This is a genomic window from Bradyrhizobium ingae (assembly GCF_055791185.1).
In genome coordinates this window covers 1-21,014 of sequence record NZ_JBVUBB010000069.1, presented here as the reverse complement: position 1 = coordinate 21,014, position 21,014 = coordinate 1, and the positions used below count along the sequence as shown (strand labels likewise).

The window sequence follows — 21,014 nt, the reverse complement described above, 5'->3', positions numbered from 1 at the left end:
TATGTAATCTACTACAATAACTTCAGGCCTCATCAGGCCCTCGGCGGCAAGACACCAAAGGAATTTGCCGAGGTCCAGACCCAGACCATTCGATCAGCGAATTAGTGAACTTGCACAGCAATGACGGGGAGGCGTTCGGAAATCGGGTGGCGAGGCGAGCGGCCGGCCGCGAGAATGAGCGCTATGACAGCAACCGCACGAAAAACAGCCCAATCATCCTCACCGGCCCTTACTGCTCGCGTCGATGCATTCGACTGGGCGAGCAACACCGGCGAACTCGACGCACAGGGCTGCACCGTCCTCAAGAGTCTGCTCACGTCCGACGAATGCCGTGCCATCGCCGCGCTCTATCCCGACGACGCGCATTTCCGCAGCCGCATCGTGATGGGCCGCCACGGTTTTGGCCGCGGCGAGTACAAGTATTTCTCCTATCCGCTCCCCGACCTGATCGCGCACCTTCGCCCGGCGCTCTACGCCCGTCTGCACGGCATCGCCAATCGCTGGAACGAGGCGATGGGGATCGACATCCGCTATCCCGCGCGGCATGACGCGTTTCTCAATCGCTGCCACGAGGCGGGCCAGAGCCGGCCGACGCCGCTGCTGCTGCAATATGAGGCCGGCGACTACAACTGCCTGCACCAGGATCTCTATGGCGAGCACGTGTTCCCGATCCAAGTTGCGATCCTGCTTTCGGAACCTGGGCGCGATTTCAGCGGCGGCGAGTTCGTGCTGACCGAGCAGCGTCCGCGCATGCAGTCGCGCGCCGAGGTCGTGCCGCTGGCGCAGGGCGACGCGGTTGCTTTTGCCGTGCATCATCGCCCGGTGCAGGGGACGCGCGGCACTTACCGCGTTAATCTGCGCCATGGTGTCAGCCGTGTCAGGTCCGGACAACGCCATACGCTGGGTGTGATATTCCATGATGCAAAGTGAGCGCGGCCGTTGACCGCGGATTTGTTCGACAGCCTCGCCGAGGCGCAGCCGTCGCGCGAAGACATCGCGGACGGAGCCGTGCTGCTGCGTGGATTTGCAGGGCCGATCGAGCACGAGCTGATCGCTGCCATCCGTGCGATCACCGTGCAGTCGTCGTTTCGGCAAATGACGACGCCCGGCGGTTATCTGATGTCGGTGGCGATGACGAATTGCGGCGAGCGCGGCTGGATCACCGATCACACCGGTTATCGCTATGACCCGGTCGATCCGCTGTCCGAAAAGCCTTGGCCGGCGATGCCGCCGATATTCCGAGAGCTGGCGAGACGGGCCGCCGAGGAGGGAGGCTTTCCCGGCTTCGCGCCCGATGCGTGCCTCGTCAATCGCTACGAGCCCGGCACGCGACTGTCGCTGCATCAGGACAAGGATGAGCTGGACTATTCGGCGCCGATCGTATCAGTCTCGCTCGGGCTTGCCGCGATCTTCCTGTTCGGCGGCATGGCGCGCAGCGACAAGACGCGCCGTTTTCGGCTGGTGCACGGTGACGTCGTGGTGTGGGGCGGGCCGTCCCGGCTCGCCTATCACGGCGTCGCGCCGCTCGCCGACGGTGAACATGCATTGCTCGGCAGGAAGCGGATCAATTTGACTTTCCGCCGAACGCGCTGATCTTCCTTCTCCCGCAAGGGGAGAAGGGAAAAGTCCCGGAACGACGATGCTTCGATCACGGCTTTGGCGGATGAATGAACGCCCAGGGGCTGGCTTCCGAGTCGCGCGGCACTTCGACCGACAGCAGATACGGCCCGCCATGGGCGAGCGCCTTCTCCAGTGCGGCCTTGAAATGATCCGGTGAGGTCACGCGCGCGGCCGCGACGCCAAAGGACTCCGCGAGCTTGACGAAATCTGGATTGACGAGGTCGGACGCTACCACGCGGCCGTCGAAGCGCTCGCGCTGGTCGCGCCGCACGTTGCCATAGGCGTTGTTGTTGAACACCAGTGTCACCACGGCGATGTTGAACTGTACGGCGGTGGCAAGCTCCTGCACGCCGAACATGAAGCCGCCGTCACCGGTGATCGCGACGACAGGTTTGTCGGGATTGGCGACCTTGGCCCCCAACGCGGTCGGGAAGCCTGAGCCGAGCGTGCCCTGATAGCCCGAGGTGATGAAGGTGCGCGGCTCGTAGATCGGAAAGCCGTACCAGGAGGCGAAGCCGACCTGCGACAATTCATCGGTGACGATCGCGTTCGCCGGCAGCACCTCACGCAGGAGGTTGAGATACGCCATTTGCGGCTGGATGCGCTGAATCTCCGCTTGCGCGGAGGCGGTGGCCTCGCGGATCGCGGCGCGGCGGCCATTGGTCTTGCTGTAGCCCACCTTGCGAACGGCGGCGGCAAGATCGGCGGTCGCCGCCTTGGCATCGGCAATCACCGCCGAGTCGGAGGAGAAACGCCGCATCTCGACAGGATCGATGTCGATCCGGATGCTCTTCAGTCCGTCCGGACGATAAGGCCAGCGCGACATGGTGGGCAGTTCGAGCCGCGTGCCGATGCCGATCATGAGATCGGTGTTCGGCCACAGCTTGTAGGCGGCCGCCATGGTGAGGCCGAGCTCGTGCGCATTGGAGACGATGCCGCGGCCGCTGCGGAAAGCCACCACCGGCGCATCGATCATCTCGGCGAGCTCGAGGATCTCTTCGCGTGCATCGATTGCGCCGCTGCCGACGAAGATCATCGGTCTCTTTGCGGCCTTGATCAGACCAGCGGCCTGTTTGATCGCGTCGGGATCGGGTTGCGGTGGAGGCAAGGGCGCGAGCACCTGCGCAGGCGCAGTGTCTGCGCGCTGCGTGAAGACGTCCCAGGGCATCTCGACCGAAGCGGGGCCGCGGCGTCCCGACAGCATCTCCTGAAATGCACGCGCAACGACTGTTGGCGAGTTGGCCGGCGCTTCGATCCTATCGGCCCATTTCACATAACTGCGCAGGGTCGCAAGCTGATCCGGCATTTCATGCAGATGGCCGCGGCCCTTGCCGAGGAATGCCGTCGGCACCTGGCCTGTGACGCACAGCACCGGCTCGTTGCAGCCGAAGGCGGTCAGAAGCGCCGCGCTCGCATTGAGCACGCCGGGGCCCGGCACTACGCTGAACACACCGGGCCTGCCGCTCGCGCGCGCATAGCCGAACGCCATGTAGCCGCAGGCCTGCTCGTGCCGCGCGCCGATCACCTTGAGCTGCGCCTGGTGAAAGGCGTCGAACAGTCCATAGACCTGCGCGCCCGGCAGGCCGAATACGGTGTCGACACCATGGGCGACAAGGCCGCTTACGATCGCTTCGCCGCCGGTGAGCGTGGTCATGGTTGCTTCCAATCCAGATGTCAGGCTTCGTCGACGACGCCGTTGCGCAACAGGCCGATGCCTTCGGCTTCGACCTCGATGACATCGCCGGGCTTCAGATAGCGTGGCGGATCGAAGCGCGCGCCGGCGCCGGTCGGTGTGCCCGTGACGATGATGTCTCCGGGAACGAGCGTTGCGAAGGTCGAGATGTAGTTGATGAGATAACGGAACGGGAACATGAGCCGGCCGGTGCGGTCGTCCTGCCGGAGCTCGCCGTTGACGCGCGTGGTCAGCCGCACGTCCGCAAGCTGCGATTCCTGCGTGTATGGCACCAACCACGGGCCGAGGCTGCCGCTGGAATCGAAATTCTTGCCCTGCGTGACATTGAACTTGGCGTGCCGCAGCCAGTCGCGCACCGAGCCTTCGTTGCAGAGCGTGATGGCTGCGATATGATCGAGCGCTGTGGCTTCCGGAATGTGCCGGCCGGCCTTGCCGATCACCAGCACGATCTCGCCTTCATAGTCGAGCTGCGCGGATACGCGTGGGCGCACCAGCGGCGTGTCGTGCCCGACGAAGGAGCGCGGCGAGCGCATGAACATGCTCGGATATTTCGGCACGTCCTGACCGTCCTTGTATTCGGCATTGCGGTCGGGATAGTTGACACCGATGCAGATGATCTTTTCCGGCGCCGGCACCGGCGGCAGCCAGGTGATGTCGGCGATCGCATGATCCGCCGTACGGCCGGCCGCTTCTTCTGCAAAGCTTGCCAGCTTGCCGGCTGCGATCACCTCGCGCAGCGTCGGATAGTCCCTAGCGTGGCGCGCGGAGAGATCAACGATGCCGGCGTCGACGACGGCACCGTATTTGGTCGCGCCCTTGACGGAGTAGGTGGCGAGGCGAGGGGCTGTCATCACTCAGTCCGCCACCAGCACGTCGGCCACGAATTTCGGCTCCCGTACGGCCTGGCCCGTGAACGGCGAGCCCTGCTCGAACCAGGAGCGCGGGGCCGGCGCGCCCCATAGCGTCTGCCGGCGCGGATCGCGCAGCGACCAGCGCAGCGGCTCGTGGTCGTGATCGCCGGTGAAATAATCGCTGGTGTAGAGCTCGAGGCGATGGCCGTCGGGATCGCGGACATAGAGGAAGAATGCGTTCGAGATGCCGTGCCGGCCCGGGCCGCGCTCGATGTTCTTCACGAAGCCCTGGGAGGCCATCACGTCGCAGAGATGGATGATGTTCATCGCGGTCGGCGTCCAGTAGGCGAAGTGGTGCAGCCGCGGTCCCTTGCCGTTGGTGATGGCGAAGTCGTGGACGTTGCCCTTGCGATGCATCCAGGCGGCGGCGATGCGGCCGTTCGGCCCGTCCTCTTCGGCGTATTCGGTGAGGCGGAAGCCGAGCCGCGCGTAGAAGTCGACCGTGTCCTGCACTTCGGCGGCGAAGACGTTGAAGTGATCGAGCCGCTGCGGTTGGCATCCCCGGTAGAGATCGTAGCGGCGCAAGAGATGCGGCCGCTTTTCCATCGATGCGTAAAGCTCGATCTGGAAGCCGAAGGGATCGGTGAATTGCAGCGTGCGGCCCTGGAAGGCCTGGTCGACGAAGGCGTGCTTGAGACCGTTCTCGGTGAGGAAGGCAGCCGCCTTGTCGATATCCTTCTCGTTGCCGACCTTGAAGCCGAGCCGATTGCAGGCCGGCACGGCGGCCTTGCGCAGCACCAGCGAGTGGTGCTGATGCTCCTCTGCGCCGCGTAAATACACGACGTTGTCGTCGGCATCCTCGACATGCAGGCCGACGGTGGTCTCGTAGAACTCGCGGCTGAGCTTCAGATCGGTCACGTCGAGCACGGCGTGGCTCGAGCGAATGATGTTGAAGGGTGGCTCGAAGACGTGTTGCGGTGCGGGCATTGCGTTTCCCCTCTCCAGACCCCGCCATTCCGGGATGGTCCATCAGGACCGAACCCGAAATCTCGAGTTTCCCGGAACGACGGTGGTTCTAAATTCCCAGCTTCTGAATCTTGTGCGTGCCCCGCGCGAGCGAGACGTGCTTGGTTTCCATGTAGAAGTCGAACGAATAGTCGCCGCCGTCGCGGCCGATGCCTGAGGCCTTCATGCCGCCGAACGGCGTCGGCAGATGGCGGACGTTTTCCGAGTTCAACCAGATCATGCCGGCTTCGAGCGCATCCGCGACCCGTAGCGCGCGGCCCATGTCGTTGGTCCAGACATAGCCGGTGAGGCCATACCGGATATCATTGGCGATCTCGACGGCGTCGGTCTCGTCGCGAAAGGGCAGCACGGTCAGGAACGGCCCGAATACCTCTTCCTGCGCGACGCGCATCTTGCTGTGCGCGCCGGTCACCAGCGTCGGCTGCACATAGTGCCCGCCGCCAGGACCGTCATGGGTGGTGCCGCCGGCGGTAATCACCGCGCCGTCCTCTCGAGCGACGTCGAAATAGGAGCAGACCTTTGCCAGATGCCGCTCGTGGATCAGCGGCCCGATCTCGGTCGCGGGATCGAGGGGGTGGCCGACCTTCAATGCCTTCACGCGCGCGGTGAGCTTTTCGATGAACTTCTCGGCAATGCTCGCCTGGATCAAGAGGCGGCTCGAGGACGTGCAGCGCTCGCCGTTCAGCGAGTAGATCATGAATACGACGGCATCGAGCGCGCGGTCGAGATCGGCGTCGTCGAACACGATCACCGGGTTCTTGCCGCCGAGCTCGAAATGCACGCGTTTCAGGGTCGGCGCGCCCTGTTTCATGATCGCCGAACCCGTCGCGCTTTCGCCGACGAAGCCGATCGCCTTGATCGCGGGATGTTCGGTCAGCGCCTTGCCGGCCTCTTCGCCAAAACCGTGCACGGTGTTGAGCACGCCATCGGGAATGCCGGCCTGCTTGGCGAGCTTGGCGAGGAGATCGGCGGTGACCGGCGACCACTCGGCCGGCTTGTGCACGACCGTGCAGCCGGCAGCCAGGGCAGGGGCGATCTTCCAGGTCGAGAGCATGAACGGCGTATTCCAGGGCGTGATCACGCCCACAGGGCCGATCGGCACACGCGTGGAGACGTTCCAATGCTCATCACTTGGCGTGTTCAGGCCGTCGCGCGCCTCTGCGCATTTGTCGGCGAAGAAGCGGAAATTCTCGGCCGCGCGGATCGCGGCCTTAGCCATGAAGCGATAGGCCTGGCCCGTGTCGATGCATTCGAGCACGGCGATGTCGTCGGCATTGTCCTCGATCGCGTCGGCCACCCGATGCAGCAGCTTGCGTCGCATCGCAGGTCCCAGGTCGCGCCAGGACTTGAAGGCAAGCGCGGCGGCGGTCGCGGCACGGTCGATATCCTCGGCATTGCCGCGCGCGACGCTCGCGAGCGTTGCGCCATCGACCGGCGACTTCGTCTCGAAGGTCTCGCCGGAGATCGAGGCGACGGTCTTGCCGTCGATCATGTGACCGATACCGTCGGCACGCAGTTTCTTGAGCAGCGGCGCGACGCGCTCGCGGTTCGCCTGGAAGACGTCGGCTTTCGGTGTGGGCTTATCCATGGGCGGCCTCTGCCTTCAGGGCGTCGTGGATGTTGTTGCGTTTCCAGCTCGTCTCCTTGTCGTTGATCTGCATGTCGAACGACAGGGCGAGCCTGGAGCTTGCGAAGACGGGATCGAGATGCCTGGAGAGTGCCTGGAAGACGTGCTCGCCGGCTTTCTTGCGGGTGGCAAGATCGCGCCCTTCGCCGATGCGCAGCACCATGTCGAGAAAGGCAAGATCCTTGCGGCCATCTGCGATCGCATAAGACTCACATCTGATCGCGCGGACGCGGATGCCGCCGAGCGGGAAGATGCCGGTCTCGACCGCCGCTTTGCGCACGACCTCGCACAGCGCACCCATGTCGATGCGCCCGTCGAGATTGGCCGAATATTCGATCGTGAAATGCGGCATGGCGGTTTCACTCCGTGTGTTTCTTGTTCGTCAGGCGAAGTAGCAGCTCACCGAGCCGTATGCGCCATAGTCGGCTTGAATTGTGTCGCCCTTGCGGGCCTCGATCGGACGGATGAAGGAGCCGGCGAGCACGACCTGCCCGGGCTCGAGCGCAAGGCCGAGCGGCGCGATCTTGTTGGCGAGCCAGGCAACGGCGGTCGCGGGATGATTGAGCACGCCGGCTGCAAGGCCGGTCTCCTCGAGCTGGCCGTTCTTGAAGCACAGCGCGCCGATCCAGCGCAGGTCGGCTTCCAAGGGGCGGATCGGACGACCGCCGAGCACGATGCCGGCATTGGCTGCATTATCGGCGATGGTATCGAAGATTTTTCGTGTCGCGTTGGTCTTGGGATCGACGCGTTCGATCCGCGTGTCCAGAATTTCCAGTGCGGGCACCACGAAGTCGGTGGCATTGAGCACGTCGAACATCGTGCAGTCCGGCCCCGAAAGCCGCTTGCTCATGATGAAGGCGAGCTCGGCCTCGATGCGTGTCGCGATGAAGCGGTCCGTCGGCACCAGTCCGCCGTCGGCGAAGAACATGTCATCGAGAAGCACGCCGGAATCCGGTTCGTCGATGTTGAGCGCGCTCTGCATCGCCTTCGAGGTGAGGCCGATCTTGTGGCCTTTGACGATGCGGCCCTCGGCGAGCTTGATGTCGATCCACGCTTTCTGAATCGCGTAGGCATCGGCGATGGTGATCGCGGGATGGTCCTGCGAGAGCTGCCTGATCTGCGTGCGCGTCTTCTCTGCTTGGTGCAGACGCTTCGCGCAGTTCAGAATATCGTCGTTGGAAAGCGCCATCCCTGATCTTACAAATCGTGGTGCCGAAATATATTTAACATGTTAAGTTAATTCGTCAAACCCAATTCGGGTTTGCTGCAGTGCAAACATTTTGAGGTTCGAGGGCGGGCGTCATGGCGAAGAAGAAACCAGCCGATCCTGCGAACGGTAGCGCGCCTGCCGCCCGGCAGGTGCCGATGCGCGAGTTTTCGCGCTCGCTGCCGATGTCGTTGCTGAGGGCCCGCGAGGCGGTGATGCGGCAGTTCCGGCCCTCGCTGCGCCAGCATGGCCTCACCGAGCAGCAATGGCGAATCCTGCGCGCGCTTGCTGCCATCGATGCGGTCGAGGTCACGGAACTCGCGCGCACGGCATTTCTCCTCGGGCCCAGCCTGTCGCGCATCCTGCGCGATCTCGAAGCCCGCCACTTGATCGAACGGAAGACTGCGAAAGCCGATCAGCGCCGCAGCATGGTGTCGATTTCGGAGAAAGGCGTGAAGCTGATGGCGGTCGTGGCGCCGACGTCGGAAGCGATTTATGCCGAGATCACACGGCGCTTTGGCGCACGCAAGCTCGCTGATCTTCAGGAGATGCTGGGCGAGCTCGAGCAGAGCCTTGCAGGACTTGGAAACGCGGACGAGGCAATAGCCGAGGAGTGAAAACCAGATATGCGCGCGGAAGCGGCAAGAACCATGGACATAGCCGGTTTTTTTCGCTCAAAGTGCCGCCCAAGCCGATCCGCCAAAATCGGTGCCGGGACCGGATGATGCCGCATCTCCACGGGCTCATCCGGCAGGGAACAAGAAGGTAGAGGCAAACAGACCCGTTATGGTCACCATTCAGGTTCAGAAGCTGATCGACTTCGTCGCGGAGGTGTTTTTGCACGCGGAGTCGTCACCGGAAGAAGCCAGGCGCATCGCGACGTACCTGACCACCGCCAACCTCACTGGCCATGACAGCCATGGCGTGATCCGCGTGCCCGTCTATATCCGCTGGAAGAAGACGGGGAATGTGGTGCCGAACCAGAACGCCGAGGTTGTGCTCGATACGCCCTCGCTCGCGGTGGTCGATGGCAAGTTCGGCTATGGACAGACGGTGGCACCGCAGGCGGTGAGGATCGGCATCGAGAAATGCAAGAAGGCGGGTCTTGCCGCGGTCGCCTTGCGCAATGCCGGTCATATCGGTCGTGTCGGTGACTGGGCCGAGATGGCTGCGGCCGAAGGGCTCGTCTCGGTCTATTTCGTCAACGCTGCCGGCTCGCTGCTGGTCGCGCCGTTCGGCGGCGTTCAGAAGCGGCTGTCGACAGCGCCCTATTGCGTCGGTATTCCGCGCCAGGGCCAGGATCCGATCGTGCTGGATTTTGCGACCTCGATCGTGGCCGAAGGCAAGGTGCTGGTGGCCAGCCGCGGCGGCAAGAAACTGCCCAAGGGCGCGCTGGTGGATTCCGACGGCGCGCTGAGCGAGGACCCGGTCGTGCTCTATGGGCCCTACACGCCCGACGGACCGCGCGATCACACCCAGGGAACGGGCGCGATTCGCGCCTTTGGCGAGCATAAGGGCTCGGGCCTTGCGTTCATTTGCGAACTGCTCGGCGGCGCGCTGACCGGAACCGGCGCCACCTCAGGGGGGCGCCGCTTCGCCAACGGCATGCTGGCGTTCTTCGTCGACCCCAAAGTGGTCGACACATCCGATGTTTTCGACGCCGAAGTGTCTCGCTATGTCGACTTCATCCGAGCCACCAAGCCGGCAGCGGGCGTCGAGCAGGTCCTGATCCCCGGCGACCCCGAACGGAAGACGCGGGCCGAGCGCACCAGGAACGGCGTGCCCTTGCCGGATGATACCTGGGCGGCGATAGTGAATACCGCCCGCGATGTCGGTGTCAGCGAGGTCAGTATCCAGAGGGCGACGAGCTAGTTCAATTTCGTCATTGCGAGGAGCCCGCGACAAGATTGGGTAGCTATTTTGCGCTGGAGCGACGAGGCAATCCAGAGTGTTGTCGCGGACGGATTCTGGATTGCTTCGCTTCGCTCGCAATGACGGCGAGTAAGACCAACAGGGAAGGAAGGCAACGTGGCGAACAAAGTCAAAGAAATCTGGAAGTCCGGCAAGGCCGTCGTCAATGCGTGGCTTGCGATCCCCTCCGGCTTCTCGGCCGAGGTGATCGCGCAATGCGGCTTCGACAGCGTTACCGTCGACATACAGCACGGCGTGCAGGACTATTTGTCGATGGTTCAGTGCTTCCAGGCAATGGACAAGCACCCCGTCACGCCGATGGTGCGCGTGCCCTGGAATGAGCCCGGCATCATCGGCAAGGTGCTCGATGGCGGCGCCTATGGCGTGATCTGTCCGATGGTCAACACGCCGCAGGAAGCGAAGAACCTCGTCTCCTATTCGAAGTATCCGCCGAAGGGCGTGCGCTCCAACGGGCCGATCCGCGCCGGCATGTACGGCACTGCGGGCACTTACCAGAAGACGGCCAACGACGAGATCGTGCTGCTGCCGATGATGGAGACCAGGACCGCGGTCGAGAACATGGAAGCGATCCTCGACGTCGAGGGCATCGACGGTGTCTATATCGGCCCGTCCGACCTCGGCTTCTCCTACGGGCTCGAGCCGAAGCTCGACCGAACCGAGCCGGAGATTCTTGCGATCTACGAGAAGATCATCAAGGAATGCGGCAAGCGCGGCCTCAACCCGGGCATCCATTGCAGCGGCGCGGAAGGCGCCGCACGCGCCATCAACATGGGCTTCAAGCTGGTGACGCTGTCGAACGAGGTCGGTCTGATGTCGACCTACGCCAGGATGCAGGTGAACCAGACCCGCAAGGATTCGGCCGGCAAGGCGTAATATCCTCTCTCTCCCCGCTCTTGCGGGGAGAGGCCGGGGTGAGGGGCTTCTTTCCGCGCGCACTATGCTAGCAGTAAAGCGCGCGGCCTGTCCCTCACCCGGATCGCTGCGCGATCCGACCTCTCCTCGTAAGAACGGGGAGAGATGAAGTACAAAGACCAAGGAGACACCCATGACCCCAGTCCCCGTCATCCGCCTGCATCCCGATGATGGCGTGGTGATCGCGCGTGCCAGCCTGCCGCCCGGAACGGTGGTGGCCGACGGCGTGACGACGGTCGACCGCATCCCGTCGGGGCACAAGGTCGCGATCAAGCCGATTGCGGTGGGCGAGCCGGTCAAGCGCTACGGCCAGATCATCGGCTTTGCCACCACGCCGATCGCACCGGGCCAGCACGTGCACACACAGAATTGCGGCATGGGCGATTTTGCCAAGGACTATGCCTATTGTGCCGACGTCAAGCCGACGCCGAATTTCGATTTGCCCGCGACCTTCGAGGGCATCCGCCGTCCCGACGGCCGCGTCGCCACGCGCAACTATATCGGCATCCTGACCTCGGTGAATTGCAGCGCGCACGTCGCAGGCCTCGTCGCCGACGTCTTCAAGAAAAATCCATTCACCGGTGAAAATCCGCTGGCCGAATTCCCCAACGTCGACGGCGTGGTCGCGCTGACGCACAAGACCGGCTGCGGCATGACGCAGAACGAGCCTTTGGCGCTGCTCCGCCGCACGCTCGGCGGCTACGCGCGGCACGTCAATTTCTCGCACGTGATCGTGCTCGGTCTCGGCTGCGAGGTGAACCAGATCGGCGGCCTGATGGAGGAGCAGAAGCTCGCCGGGCGCCTGCGCGCGATGGATATCCAGGAGGTCGGCGGTACCCGCAAGACGGTCGAGGCCGGCGTTGCCTTCGTGCGCGAGGCACTCGCTGACGCCAACAACGTGAAACGCGAAGCGGTGCCGGCGAGCGAATTGACCGTGGCGCTGCAATGCGGCGGCTCGGACGGCTATTCCGGCGTATCAGCCAATCCCGCGCTCGGCGCGGCCAGCGATCTCATCGTGCGCCACGGTGGCACGGTGATCCTTTCCGAAACTCCGGAGACCTACGGCGCAGAACATCTGCTCACGCGCCGCGCGGTCAGCCGTGAAGTCGGCGAAAAGCTCGTCGATCTCATGCGTTGGTGGGACGAGTACACCCAGCGCGAAGGCGCCGAAATGAATGCCAATCCGAGCCCCGGCAACAAAGCGGGCGGCCTCACCACGATTCTCGAGAAATCGCTCGGCGCCATGGCCAAGGCGGGCACCACCAATCTCGTCGATGTGCTGCGCTATGCCGAGCCGGTGACCAAGAAGGGCTTTGTGTTCATGGACACGCCCGGCTACGACCCGGTCGCAGCGACCGGCCAGGTCGCGGGCGGCGCCAATCTCGTCTGCTTTACGACGGGGCGCGGCAGCGTGTTCGGCTGCAAGCCCGCACCGTCGATCAAGCTTGCGACCAACACGCCCATGTACAAGCGCATGGAAGAGGACATGGACGTCAATTGCGGCACCGTCCTCGAAGGCTCCGAGACGGTCGAAGAGTGCGGCCAGCGCATCTTCGATCTGATCCTGAAGACGGCTTCGGGACAGCCGACCAAGAGCGAGAGTTTTGATTTCGGCGGCGCCGAGTTTGCGCCGTGGGTGATCGGCGCGACGATGTAACGCCACCGCGCAGGCCGGATGGAGCGAAGCGTAATCCGGGGTTGTTCATTCGCCGATCAATCGTCCCGGATTTCGCTTCGCTCCATCCGGGCTACGGAGGGACTAGGCGGATATTTCCTAGGCACGCGCTGCCCGTTGTTAGTGCTTGATCGCGATGACATCAGGTGTTCTGCTCAAAAAAGCTGCTGGAGCACCGCATCCGTGTCGATCTACGTCGCATTACATCACGTCACGCACTACAAGTACGACCGCCCGATCGATCTCGGCCCGCAGACCATCCGCTTGCGGCCGGCGCCGCATACGCGGACGCCGATTCTGAGCTATTCGCTCAAGGTCACGCCGCCCGATCACTTCGTGAACTGGCAGCAGGACCCGCAAGGCAATTGGCTGGCGCGCTACGTCTTTCCGGAGAAGACGACGGAGCTGAAGATCGAGGTCGATTTCACGGCGCAGATGACCGTGGTCAACCCGTTCGACTTCTTCGTCGAGCCCTATGCCGACAGCTTTCCGTTCGAATACACCAAAGACCTCAAGACCGAGCTTGCGCCCTATCTCGAGACCCTCACGCCGGGTCCGCGGTTTGCGGAGTATCTCGCGTCGATCCCGCGCGAGGCCAGCAACACCGTCAACTTCTTGGTCGAGCTCAATCGCAAGCTCCAGGAGCGGGTGCGCTACATCATCCGCATGGAGCCGGGCGTGCAGACCCCGGAGGAGACTTTGTCCTCCGGCGCAGGCTCATGCCGTGACTCCGCCTGGCTCCTGATCCAGACGCTACGCCATCTCGGCCTCGCGGCGCGCTTCGTCTCCGGTTACCTCATCCAGATCCGTCCCGATATCGATCCGATCGAGGGACCGCCCGAGGTCGACAAGGATTTCACCGACCTGCACGCCTGGGCCGAGGTCTATCTGCCGGGTGCTGGCTGGATCGGCTTTGACGCAACGTCCGGCATGCTGGCGGGCGAGGGGCACATTCCGGTCGCCGCCACGCCGCACTATCGTTCGGCGGCGCCGATCTCCGGCAGCGCGGGCTTTGCCGAGGTCGAGTTCGCCTTCGACATGAGCGTGAAGCGAATCCGCGAAGCCCCTCGCATTACAAAGCCTTTTTCTGATGAAGCCTGGGCCCGGCTCAACGAGCTCGGCGAGCACGTCGATGGCGATCTCGCTGCCCAGGACGTGCGGCTCACCATGGGCGGCGAGCCGACCTTCGTGTCCGTCGACGATCTCGAAGCGCCGGAGTGGAACACCGAGGCCGTCGGCCCGACCAAGCGTGCGCTCGCGGACGATCTGATCCGCCGCCTGCGCACGCGCTTCGCGCCGGGCGGCCTTTTGCATTACGGCCAGGGCAAATGGTATCCGGGCGAAAGCCTGCCGCGCTGGGCTTTTGGCCTGTACTGGCGCAAGGACGGCGTGCCGATCTGGAAGAACGCCGACCTGATTGCGAAGGTCGAGACTCCCCGGCGCGCCGAAGTGAGGGATGCCGAGACCCTCATGGAGGGCACGGCGGCGCGGCTCGGGCTCGACCCCGGCTACATCATGCCGGCCTATGAGGATCCCGCCTATTGGCTGCAGAAGGAAGCCGACCTTCCCGTCAACGTCGATCCTTCCGATTCCAAGCTCTCCGATCCGGAAGCGCGTGCGCGGATGGCGCGGGTTTTCGACCACGGGCTCGGCACGCCGCGCGGCTTCGTGCTGCCGGTGCAGCGATGGAATGCGCCGCCGCGCTGGCGCAGCGAACGCTGGGGTCTGCGGCGGAGCCATCTGTTCCTGACCCCGGGCGATTCCCCGCTCGGACTGCGGCTGCCGATGGGCTCGCTCGGCTACGTCCCGCCCAATCAATATCCATACATCGTCGAGCAGGACCCGATGGAGGTCCGCAAGCAACTGCCGGTGTTCAGCCGCATGCCGCGACCGCCATCGCCGCCGCGGGTGTCGCCCGAATATCTCAATACGACGATCCCGGTGCGCACCGCGATGGCGGTCGAAATCCGAGACGGCGTGCTGTGCGCCTTCATGCCGCCGGTCGAGCGGATCGAGGACTATCTCGAGCTGATCGCCGCACTCGAAGCCACCGCCGATGACATGCAGCTTCCTGTCCATGTCGAGGGTTATCCGCCGCCTTTCGATCCGCGCATCGACGTCATCAAGGTGACGCCCGACCCCGGCGTGATCGAGATCAACGTCCAGCCGGCGAAGAACTGGCGCGAGGCGGTCGACATCACATCCGGTCTTTATGAGGACGCCGCGAAGGTGCGGCTTGGCGCCAACCGCTTCCTGATCGACGGTCGCCACACCGGCACCGGCGGCGGCAATCACGTCGTGGTGGGCGGCTCGAGCCCGCAGGATTCGCCGTTCCTGCGCCGGCCCGACCTGTTGAAGAGCCTGGTGCTTTACTGGCAGCGCCATCCGTCGCTGTCCTACTTCTTCTCGGGCCTGTTCATCGGTCCGACCAGCCAGGCGCCGCGCATCGACGAGGCGCGGCATGACAGCATCTACGAGCTCGAGATCGCGCTCTCGCACGTGCCGCCGCCGGGCTATCAGACGCCGCTGTGGCTGGTGGACCGGCTATTCCGGCATCTGCTCGTCGACATCACCGGCAACACCCATCGCGCCGAGATCTGCATCGACAAGCTCTATTCACCGGAGGGCCCGACCGGGCGGCTTGGGCTGGTCGAATTCCGCGCGCTCGAAATGCCGCCCGATCCGCGCATGTCGCTGGCGCAGCAGCTCCTGGTCCGCGCTCTGATCGCAAAGCTTTGGCGCGAGCCGCAAGCCGGCAAGTTCGTGCGCTGGGGCACGGCGCTGCATGACCGCTTCATGCTGCCTCACTTCATCTGGGAGGATTTCGTTGATGTGCTTTCTGAGTTGAAGCATTCCGGCTATCCCTTTGAGCCGGAATGGTATCTGGCCCAGCTCGAATTCCGTTTCCCCGCCTTCGGCCGGGTCCATCATGGCGGCGTGACGCTCGAATTGCGACAGGCGCTGGAGCCCTGGCATGTGCTCGGCGAGGAGGGCTCGGCCGGCGGCACCGTGCGCTATGTCGACAGTTCGGTCGAGCGGCTTCAGGTGAAGGCGGAAGGCTTCATCGAGGGCCGTCATGTCGTGACCTGCAACGGCCGCCGTCTGCCGATGACCCCGACCGGCCGGTCGGCCGAGGCGGTGGCCGGCGTCCGCTTCAAGGCCTGGCAGCCGTCTTCCGGCCTGCATCCGACCATCCCGGTCCACGCACCCCTGACGTTCGACCTCATCGATACCTGGAACGGTCGCTCGCTCGGCGGCTGCGTCTATCACGTCGCCCATCCCGGCGGACGCAACTACGACACCAAGCCGGTCAACACCTACGAGGCCGAGGCACGGAGGCTCGCGCGCTTTCAGGACCACGGCCATACGCCGGGCCCCAGCCAGCCACCGCCGGAGGAACGCACAATTGAGTTTCCGCTGACCCTCGACTTGCGCACGCCGCTCCTGCATTGAGTATGCTGATGGGGCAGGGAGTGGTGCATGGGCGAAGGCGCGACCGACGGAGAAGGCCAGGCGGGCAGGCGCCTCAGCCAGCGCCGCGTCGCGCAATGGGTCCGCGACTATAGCCGGCTGCCGGGCATTCCCGACGAATTTCTCGGTCCCGACGGAGCCCCGCGCGCCGTCTGGAGCCGTTTCTTCGATGCTTTCGGTGCGCTGGCGCCCGACGAGATCGAGCGGCGTTTTGCCATGGCCGACCGGCATTTGCGCGAGGCCGGCGTCACCTACCGGGCGCCGGGCGACAGCGCCGATCGGCCCTGGTCGCTCAGCCATCTGCCGCTTCTGATCGACGAGGCCGATTGGCAGCAGCTCTCGGCCGGCATCAAGCAGCGTGCCCAACTCCTCGAGCTCGTGCTGCGCGACATCTATGGCGAGGGCCGGCTGGTCGCCGAAGGCGCGCTCCCCGCCGCCGCGATCGCCGGCAGCCCGGAATATCTGCGGCCCGTCTGCGGCGTGGCGCCGCCCGGCGGCCGCTACCTGTCGATCTATGCGGCAGACGTGGGCCGCGGACCGGACGGGCGCTGGTGGGTGCTCGGCGACCGGACGCAGGCGCCGTCGGGGGCAGGCTACGCGCTGGAAAACCGCCTCGTGCTGTCGCGTGCCTTCGCCGACCTCTACAAGTCGATGAAGGTCCCGCGCGTCGCGCCGTTCTTCGAGGCGTTTCGGGATAGCCTTCGCGCCAGCGCCGACCGCGACGAGCCGCGCATCGGCGTGCTGACGCCCGGCAGCTTCAGCGAAACCTACTTCGAGCACGCGACGTTGGCGCGCTATCTCGGCTTCCTGCTCGTCGAGGGCGACGATCTCGCTGTCAGCGACAACCGCATCCATATTCGCACCGTCGCAGGCCTCAAACGGCTTGACGTGCTCCTGCGCCGGATCGATTCCAATTCGCTCGATCCGCTCGAGCTCGATGCCTCCTCGCGGTTGGGGGTGCCCGGGCTCATCGACGTGTTGCGCAAGGATGGCGTCGTCGTCGCCAACATGCCCGGCTCGGGCGTGCTGGAGGCAAGGGCGCTGCTCGGCTTCCTGCCGGCGCTGAGCCGTCGCCTGCTTGGCGAGGAATTGAAGATGCCGCATATCGCGACCTGGTGGTGCGGCCAGCGCTCGGCGCGTGAGGAGGTCTTGTCGCGGCTCGACGAGGTCGCGATCGAGGGCGCCTATCGTCGTGGCGTTCCAGGCTTCCCCGGCACGGGTCCCGTGCTTGCGGGCGAGCTCGACGCATCCGAGCGCCAGCGCCTGATCGAGGCGATCGGCGGGCGCGGCATGGACTATGTCGGCCAGGAGGTGGTGCGGCTGTCGACCATGCCGGTGTGGGAGCAGGGCCAGCTCACCCCACGCCCCTTCGTGCTGCGCGTGTTCGCTGCCGCCACGCCGGATGGCTGGACCATCATGCCCGGCGGCTTCTGCCGGATCGCGGAGCAGGCGGACGCACGCGCCGTCTCGATGGGCGATGGCGCGCGCGCCGCCGACGTCTGGGTCGTCTCGGACAAGCAGGTTTCCACCGCGACGCTGCTGCCCGCGACCGACAAGGTGCGGATCCGCCGCATCGCCGGCGTGCTGCCGAGCCGTGCCGCCGACAATCTGTTCTGGCTCGGCCGCTACCTCGAGCGCGCCGAGGCAACGCTGCGGTTGGTGCGGGCTTTGGGCTCGCCGAGCGGGCCCAACAAAGGTACTTCGGCCACCATGCAGGCGGCCGAACGCATTCAGCGTCTGCTGGTGGCCTGGGGCGCGATCTCTCAGGCCTCGCGCGGGGCGCCGGCGCGCATTACTGCCGAAGCGTTGCAAAGCGCGGAGCGTTTCGGCTCGGCGCTGTCGCTGGTGCGCGCGGCGCAGCGCACCGCGACGAGCTTGCGCGAGCGGCTGTCGCCCGATGCCTGGCAGGTCATCACCGAGATGGCCGAGCGGCTCGCCTATGAGGTCGAGGACGACGATTCCATCTTGAGCGCAGCCGAGCTGACGCTTCAGGAGCTTGCAAGCTTTGCGGGCCTTGCGCAGGAGAACATGAACCGCGCCGCCGGCTGGCGCTTCCTCGACGTTGGCCGCCGCGTCGAGCGCGCCATCAACACCGCGCGCTTTGCACGGCAGTTTGCCTATGACGAGGCCGGCGACGAGGATCTCGATATCCTGCTGACGCTGGTTGATTGCCAGATCACCTATCGCTCGCGCTATCTGCTGGCGCCGGTGCTGGCACCGGTGCGTGATCTTGCGGTGCTCGACACCTATAATCCGCGTTCCGTCGCGTTCCAGGTCGCCGCGCTGAACGAGCACATTGCGGCGCTGCCGAGCCTGAAGGAATACGGCCTGATCGAGAAGCCGCAACGGCTTGCGGTCGCGGTGCAGGCGATGCTGGCGACCGCCGAAGCCGAGAAGCTCGAGGTCAAGACGCTGTTTGCGCTGGAGCAGGAACTGCTCAACCTCGCCGACGCGATCGGATCGCACTACTTCCCGCACGGCCCCAATGCCAGCCGGCCGGAAAAGCTGACGGGGCTTGCTTGATCTACGACATCCGTCACGTCACGACCTATTCCTACGAGAGTCCGGTCAGCTTCGCCCGCTGCACGCTGCGGCTGGAGCCGAAGAGCGGTGACGGGCAGGAACTGATCTCGCACCACGTCGAGATCCGGCCGCGGCCTGCGGACCGTCATGCCCGGCGCGATTTCTTTGGCACGTTGACCGAGAGCGTCGTGATCGAAGTTTCGCATCGCAATTTGCGCATCGATTCACGCTCCCGCGTGTCGGTGTCGCGAACGCCGCCGGCGCGCGATGCCTCCAGCCCGCCCTGGGAAGGCATCCGCGACCAAGCCTTCGAGGCGATGAGCCTCGGGCCTTCGTCACCGGTCGGCTACGTCTTCGCGAGCCCGCTGGTGCCGGTGCTGCGTCCCGTCAGCGCCTATGCTGCGATGAGCTTTGCGCCCGGCGCTGGAATCCTCGCCGGCGCCGTCGATTTGATGCATCGCATCCGCAGCGATTTTCGCTACGATCCGAAGGCGACGGTGATCTCGACGCCGCTCAACGAGGTCTTCGACAAGCGCCACGGCGTCTGCCAGGACTTTGCCCAAGTGATGATCGCAGGGCTTCGCGGCCTCGGGCTGCCCGCAGCCTATGTCAGTGGCTATTTGCGCACCATCCCGCCGCCCGGCCAGCCGCGTCTGCAAGGGGCTGACGCCACGCACGCGTGGGTATCGGTATGGTGCGGGCCTGAGCTCGGCTGGGTCGGGCTCGATCCAACCAACGATCTCCTGGTCGCCAACGATCACATCGTGCTCGCTGTTGGTCGCGACTTCTCCGATGTCTCGCCGGTCGACGGCATCATCGTCGGCTCGCCGAAGCAGAAGCTAAGCGTCGCCGTGGACGTGCTTTTGGTGGAGTAGGGCGGCGCTCTCGCGACGTTTTTCCGCCGTCACGGCTCGCGCACAATTCCTTCTGCAACAATTTTGTTTCTCGATGTTTCCCTGGCGTGTCCGGTCGCTCATCGTTAGTGCGCTGTTAACAGGCCGCTGCGACATTTTGGCTCACCATCATCGTTAACAAAGCGGTAACTGATGTTCGAGGCCGTTGTGTTGCTGACGGAAGCTGCCGAGCAGGCGGCGCTGTCGCGGATATTGAAGAGCCACCGGCAGGACCTGACGATCAGGCCGGTGACCGGGATCAGCGAGCTCAGCAGTCTCGAGCCATCGCTTCTTCGGCAGGCCCGGCTGATCGCCTTTGCCTCCAGCACCATCGTGCCTGCCGACCTGCTCGCCGGCCTCGGCTTTGGCGCCTACAATTTCCATCCGGGGCCGCCCACCTATCCCGGCTGGGCGCCGACGCATTTCGCGCTCTATGACCGCGCGACCGAATTCGGCGTGACCTTTCATGCCATGGCCGAGCGTGTCGATACCGGCATGATCCTCGACGTCATCTCGTTTCCCATTCCGGAAGACGCCGGCGTCTTCGGCCTCTGCGAAATGACCTACGCTCAGCTCTTGAATCTGTTCGCGGAATGGGCCGATCGATTGGCTCATCAGCCGTTGCTTCCGATGCCACGTCCGGCGATCCAATGGAGTGGTCGAAGAAACTCGCAGCGTAGCTACAAGGCCATTTGCGACATCCCCCTGGATATCAGCAGGGACGAGCTTTGGCGTCGGATGCGCATCTTCGGTGCCAATCACTATGGCATCGCGCCGACCGTCAATCTGCACGGCGTGACCTTCACGGCGACATTTCCGGCGGAAAGCGCATGAGCGCAGCAACTTCGCTCTTGTCGCGGGTTCCGACCGGACCGAGCGCCGCCGACCTGCTGCGCACGGGACGCGAGCATTACAAGCGCGGCGAGCTCAAGGACGCAATCGCGATCTTCAGGGCAGGTCTTGCGCTGGTAGGGGTGATGTCGATCGGTAGTGCCACCGACATCGCCGCCGATCTTCACGCCGCGCTCGCCAACGCCTTCATGCTCTGTGACGATCTCGACTCCGCGGCCGAGAACTACAAGGCGGCGCTGCGGCTTGCGCCGCATCTCGTCGCCTGCTGGTGCAACCTCGGCAACGTGCATCTGAAGACCGGCATGGCGCAGCAGGCCATCGCGCTCTACCTCGAAGCGCTGCGGCTGAGCCCGGCTCACCGGCCGTCGCGGACCAATCTGGTGCAGGCGCTTGTCGCGACCAGGCAATACGTGCTTGCGCAGGTCCTGCTAGGCGAGCTCATCGAGGAAACGCCAGGCGACGCAGGCCTTCATGCCGAGCTCGGCAAGGTCTGCTTCGAGCTGAAGCAGATCGAGGATGCGATCGCGCATTTCGAGCGGGCTGCCGTGCTCGCACCCGAGCGGGCCGAAAATCTCTACTGGATCGGTGCGATCCGGCAGGCGATCGGCCAGAGCGAGGCCGCGGAGACTGCCTATGAGCGAGCCGTCCGGCTTCACCCGGTGCTGCGCCGACCCGCGACGCGGTCGCCGGCCAGCTTTCGCGTGCTCGCTCTGTTCGCGCCCTTCGTGGGCA

At 64.7% G+C, this 21,014-nt stretch carries 18 protein-coding genes; 12 read left to right on the top strand and 6 right to left on the bottom strand.

Annotation, left to right across the window (positions count from 1 at the left end):
- The 3 genes from ACV1FX_RS40750 to alkB all read left to right on the top strand — a co-directional run.
- Positions 1-105 (top strand): integrase core domain-containing protein (locus tag ACV1FX_RS40750; RefSeq protein ID WP_473119414.1); only part of this gene is annotated, 105 nt, incomplete at its 5' end.
- A gap of 78 nt (positions 106-183) precedes the next feature.
- Entirely contained in the window at positions 184-930 is a 747-nt protein-coding gene (locus ACV1FX_RS40745) for a 2OG-Fe(II) oxygenase (protein ID WP_473123116.1), read from the top strand.
- 9 nt (positions 931-939) lie between these two features.
- Positions 940-1,593, top strand: a complete 654-nt coding sequence (gene alkB / locus ACV1FX_RS40740) for a DNA oxidative demethylase AlkB (RefSeq protein ID WP_473123115.1) — start codon at positions 940-942, stop codon at positions 1,591-1,593.
- Positions 1,594-1,648: 55 nt separating this feature from the next.
- Here the strand turns inward: alkB and ACV1FX_RS40735 are convergent, their stop codons facing one another.
- From ACV1FX_RS40735 to hpaH, 6 genes are all read right to left on the bottom strand, one after another.
- Entirely contained in the window at positions 1,649-3,274 is a 1,626-nt protein-coding gene (locus tag ACV1FX_RS40735; protein ID WP_473123114.1) for a thiamine pyrophosphate-dependent enzyme, read from the bottom strand.
- 20 nt (positions 3,275-3,294) lie between these two features.
- A complete protein-coding gene (locus tag ACV1FX_RS40730) occupies positions 3,295-4,164 on the bottom strand; it encodes a fumarylacetoacetate hydrolase family protein (protein ID WP_473123113.1) in 870 nt (289 codons plus the stop codon).
- 3 nt (positions 4,165-4,167) lie between these two features.
- Positions 4,168-5,151, bottom strand: a complete 984-nt coding sequence (gene hpaD / locus ACV1FX_RS40725) for a 3,4-dihydroxyphenylacetate 2,3-dioxygenase (protein ID WP_473123112.1) — start codon at positions 5,149-5,151, stop codon at positions 4,168-4,170.
- 88 nt (positions 5,152-5,239) lie between these two features.
- Entirely contained in the window at positions 5,240-6,778 is a 1,539-nt protein-coding gene (gene hpaE, locus ACV1FX_RS40720; protein ID WP_473123111.1) for a 5-carboxymethyl-2-hydroxymuconate semialdehyde dehydrogenase, read from the bottom strand.
- Complete coding sequence (locus tag ACV1FX_RS40715) at positions 6,771-7,169, bottom strand: 5-carboxymethyl-2-hydroxymuconate isomerase (protein WP_473123110.1); 399 nt, start codon at positions 7,167-7,169, stop codon at positions 6,771-6,773. Before ACV1FX_RS40715 ends, hpaE begins: the two co-directional genes overlap by 8 nt.
- Positions 7,170-7,199: 30 nt before the next feature.
- On the bottom strand, positions 7,200-8,006 hold the full coding sequence (hpaH, locus tag ACV1FX_RS40710; protein ID WP_473123109.1) for a 2-oxo-hept-4-ene-1,7-dioate hydratase: 807 nt from the start codon (positions 8,004-8,006) through the stop codon (positions 7,200-7,202).
- A gap of 113 nt (positions 8,007-8,119) precedes the next feature.
- On the opposite strand from hpaH, the gene hpaR reads away from it, so the two are divergent.
- The 9 genes from hpaR to ACV1FX_RS40665 all read left to right on the top strand — a co-directional run.
- Complete coding sequence (gene hpaR / locus ACV1FX_RS40705) at positions 8,120-8,641, top strand: homoprotocatechuate degradation operon regulator HpaR (RefSeq protein ID WP_473123108.1); 522 nt, start codon at positions 8,120-8,122, stop codon at positions 8,639-8,641.
- 169 nt (positions 8,642-8,810) lie between these two features.
- Positions 8,811-9,896, top strand: a complete 1,086-nt coding sequence (locus ACV1FX_RS40700) for a malate/lactate/ureidoglycolate dehydrogenase (protein ID WP_473123107.1) — start codon at positions 8,811-8,813, stop codon at positions 9,894-9,896.
- A 156-nt stretch (positions 9,897-10,052) separates the two neighbouring features.
- Positions 10,053-10,829 (top strand): HpcH/HpaI aldolase family protein, encoded by a 777-nt coding sequence (locus tag ACV1FX_RS40695; RefSeq protein WP_473123106.1) that lies wholly within the window; start codon positions 10,053-10,055, stop codon positions 10,827-10,829.
- Positions 10,830-11,001: 172 nt separating this feature from the next.
- Positions 11,002-12,525: a UxaA family hydrolase gene (locus tag ACV1FX_RS40690; protein WP_473123105.1), complete on the top strand. Its 1,524-nt coding sequence runs from the start codon at positions 11,002-11,004 to the stop codon at positions 12,523-12,525.
- A gap of 201 nt (positions 12,526-12,726) precedes the next feature.
- Complete coding sequence (locus ACV1FX_RS40685; RefSeq protein ID WP_473123104.1) at positions 12,727-15,996, top strand: transglutaminase family protein; 3,270 nt, start codon at positions 12,727-12,729, stop codon at positions 15,994-15,996.
- A 27-nt stretch (positions 15,997-16,023) separates the two neighbouring features.
- The gene (locus tag ACV1FX_RS40680) at positions 16,024-18,537 is read left to right on the top strand and encodes a circularly permuted type 2 ATP-grasp protein (protein WP_473123103.1); all 2,514 of its coding nucleotides are present in this window, start codon (positions 16,024-16,026) and stop codon (positions 18,535-18,537) included.
- On the top strand, positions 18,534-19,412 hold the full coding sequence (locus tag ACV1FX_RS40675; protein WP_473123102.1) for a transglutaminase family protein: 879 nt from the start codon (positions 18,534-18,536) through the stop codon (positions 19,410-19,412). Before ACV1FX_RS40680 ends, ACV1FX_RS40675 begins: the two co-directional genes overlap by 4 nt.
- A 171-nt stretch (positions 19,413-19,583) precedes the next feature.
- Complete coding sequence (locus ACV1FX_RS40670) at positions 19,584-20,264, top strand: formyltransferase family protein (RefSeq protein ID WP_473123101.1); 681 nt, start codon at positions 19,584-19,586, stop codon at positions 20,262-20,264.
- A partial coding sequence (locus ACV1FX_RS40665; protein WP_473123100.1) for a tetratricopeptide repeat protein occupies positions 20,261-21,014 on the top strand: 754 nt, incomplete at its 3' end. The genes ACV1FX_RS40670 and ACV1FX_RS40665, both read left to right, overlap by 4 nt.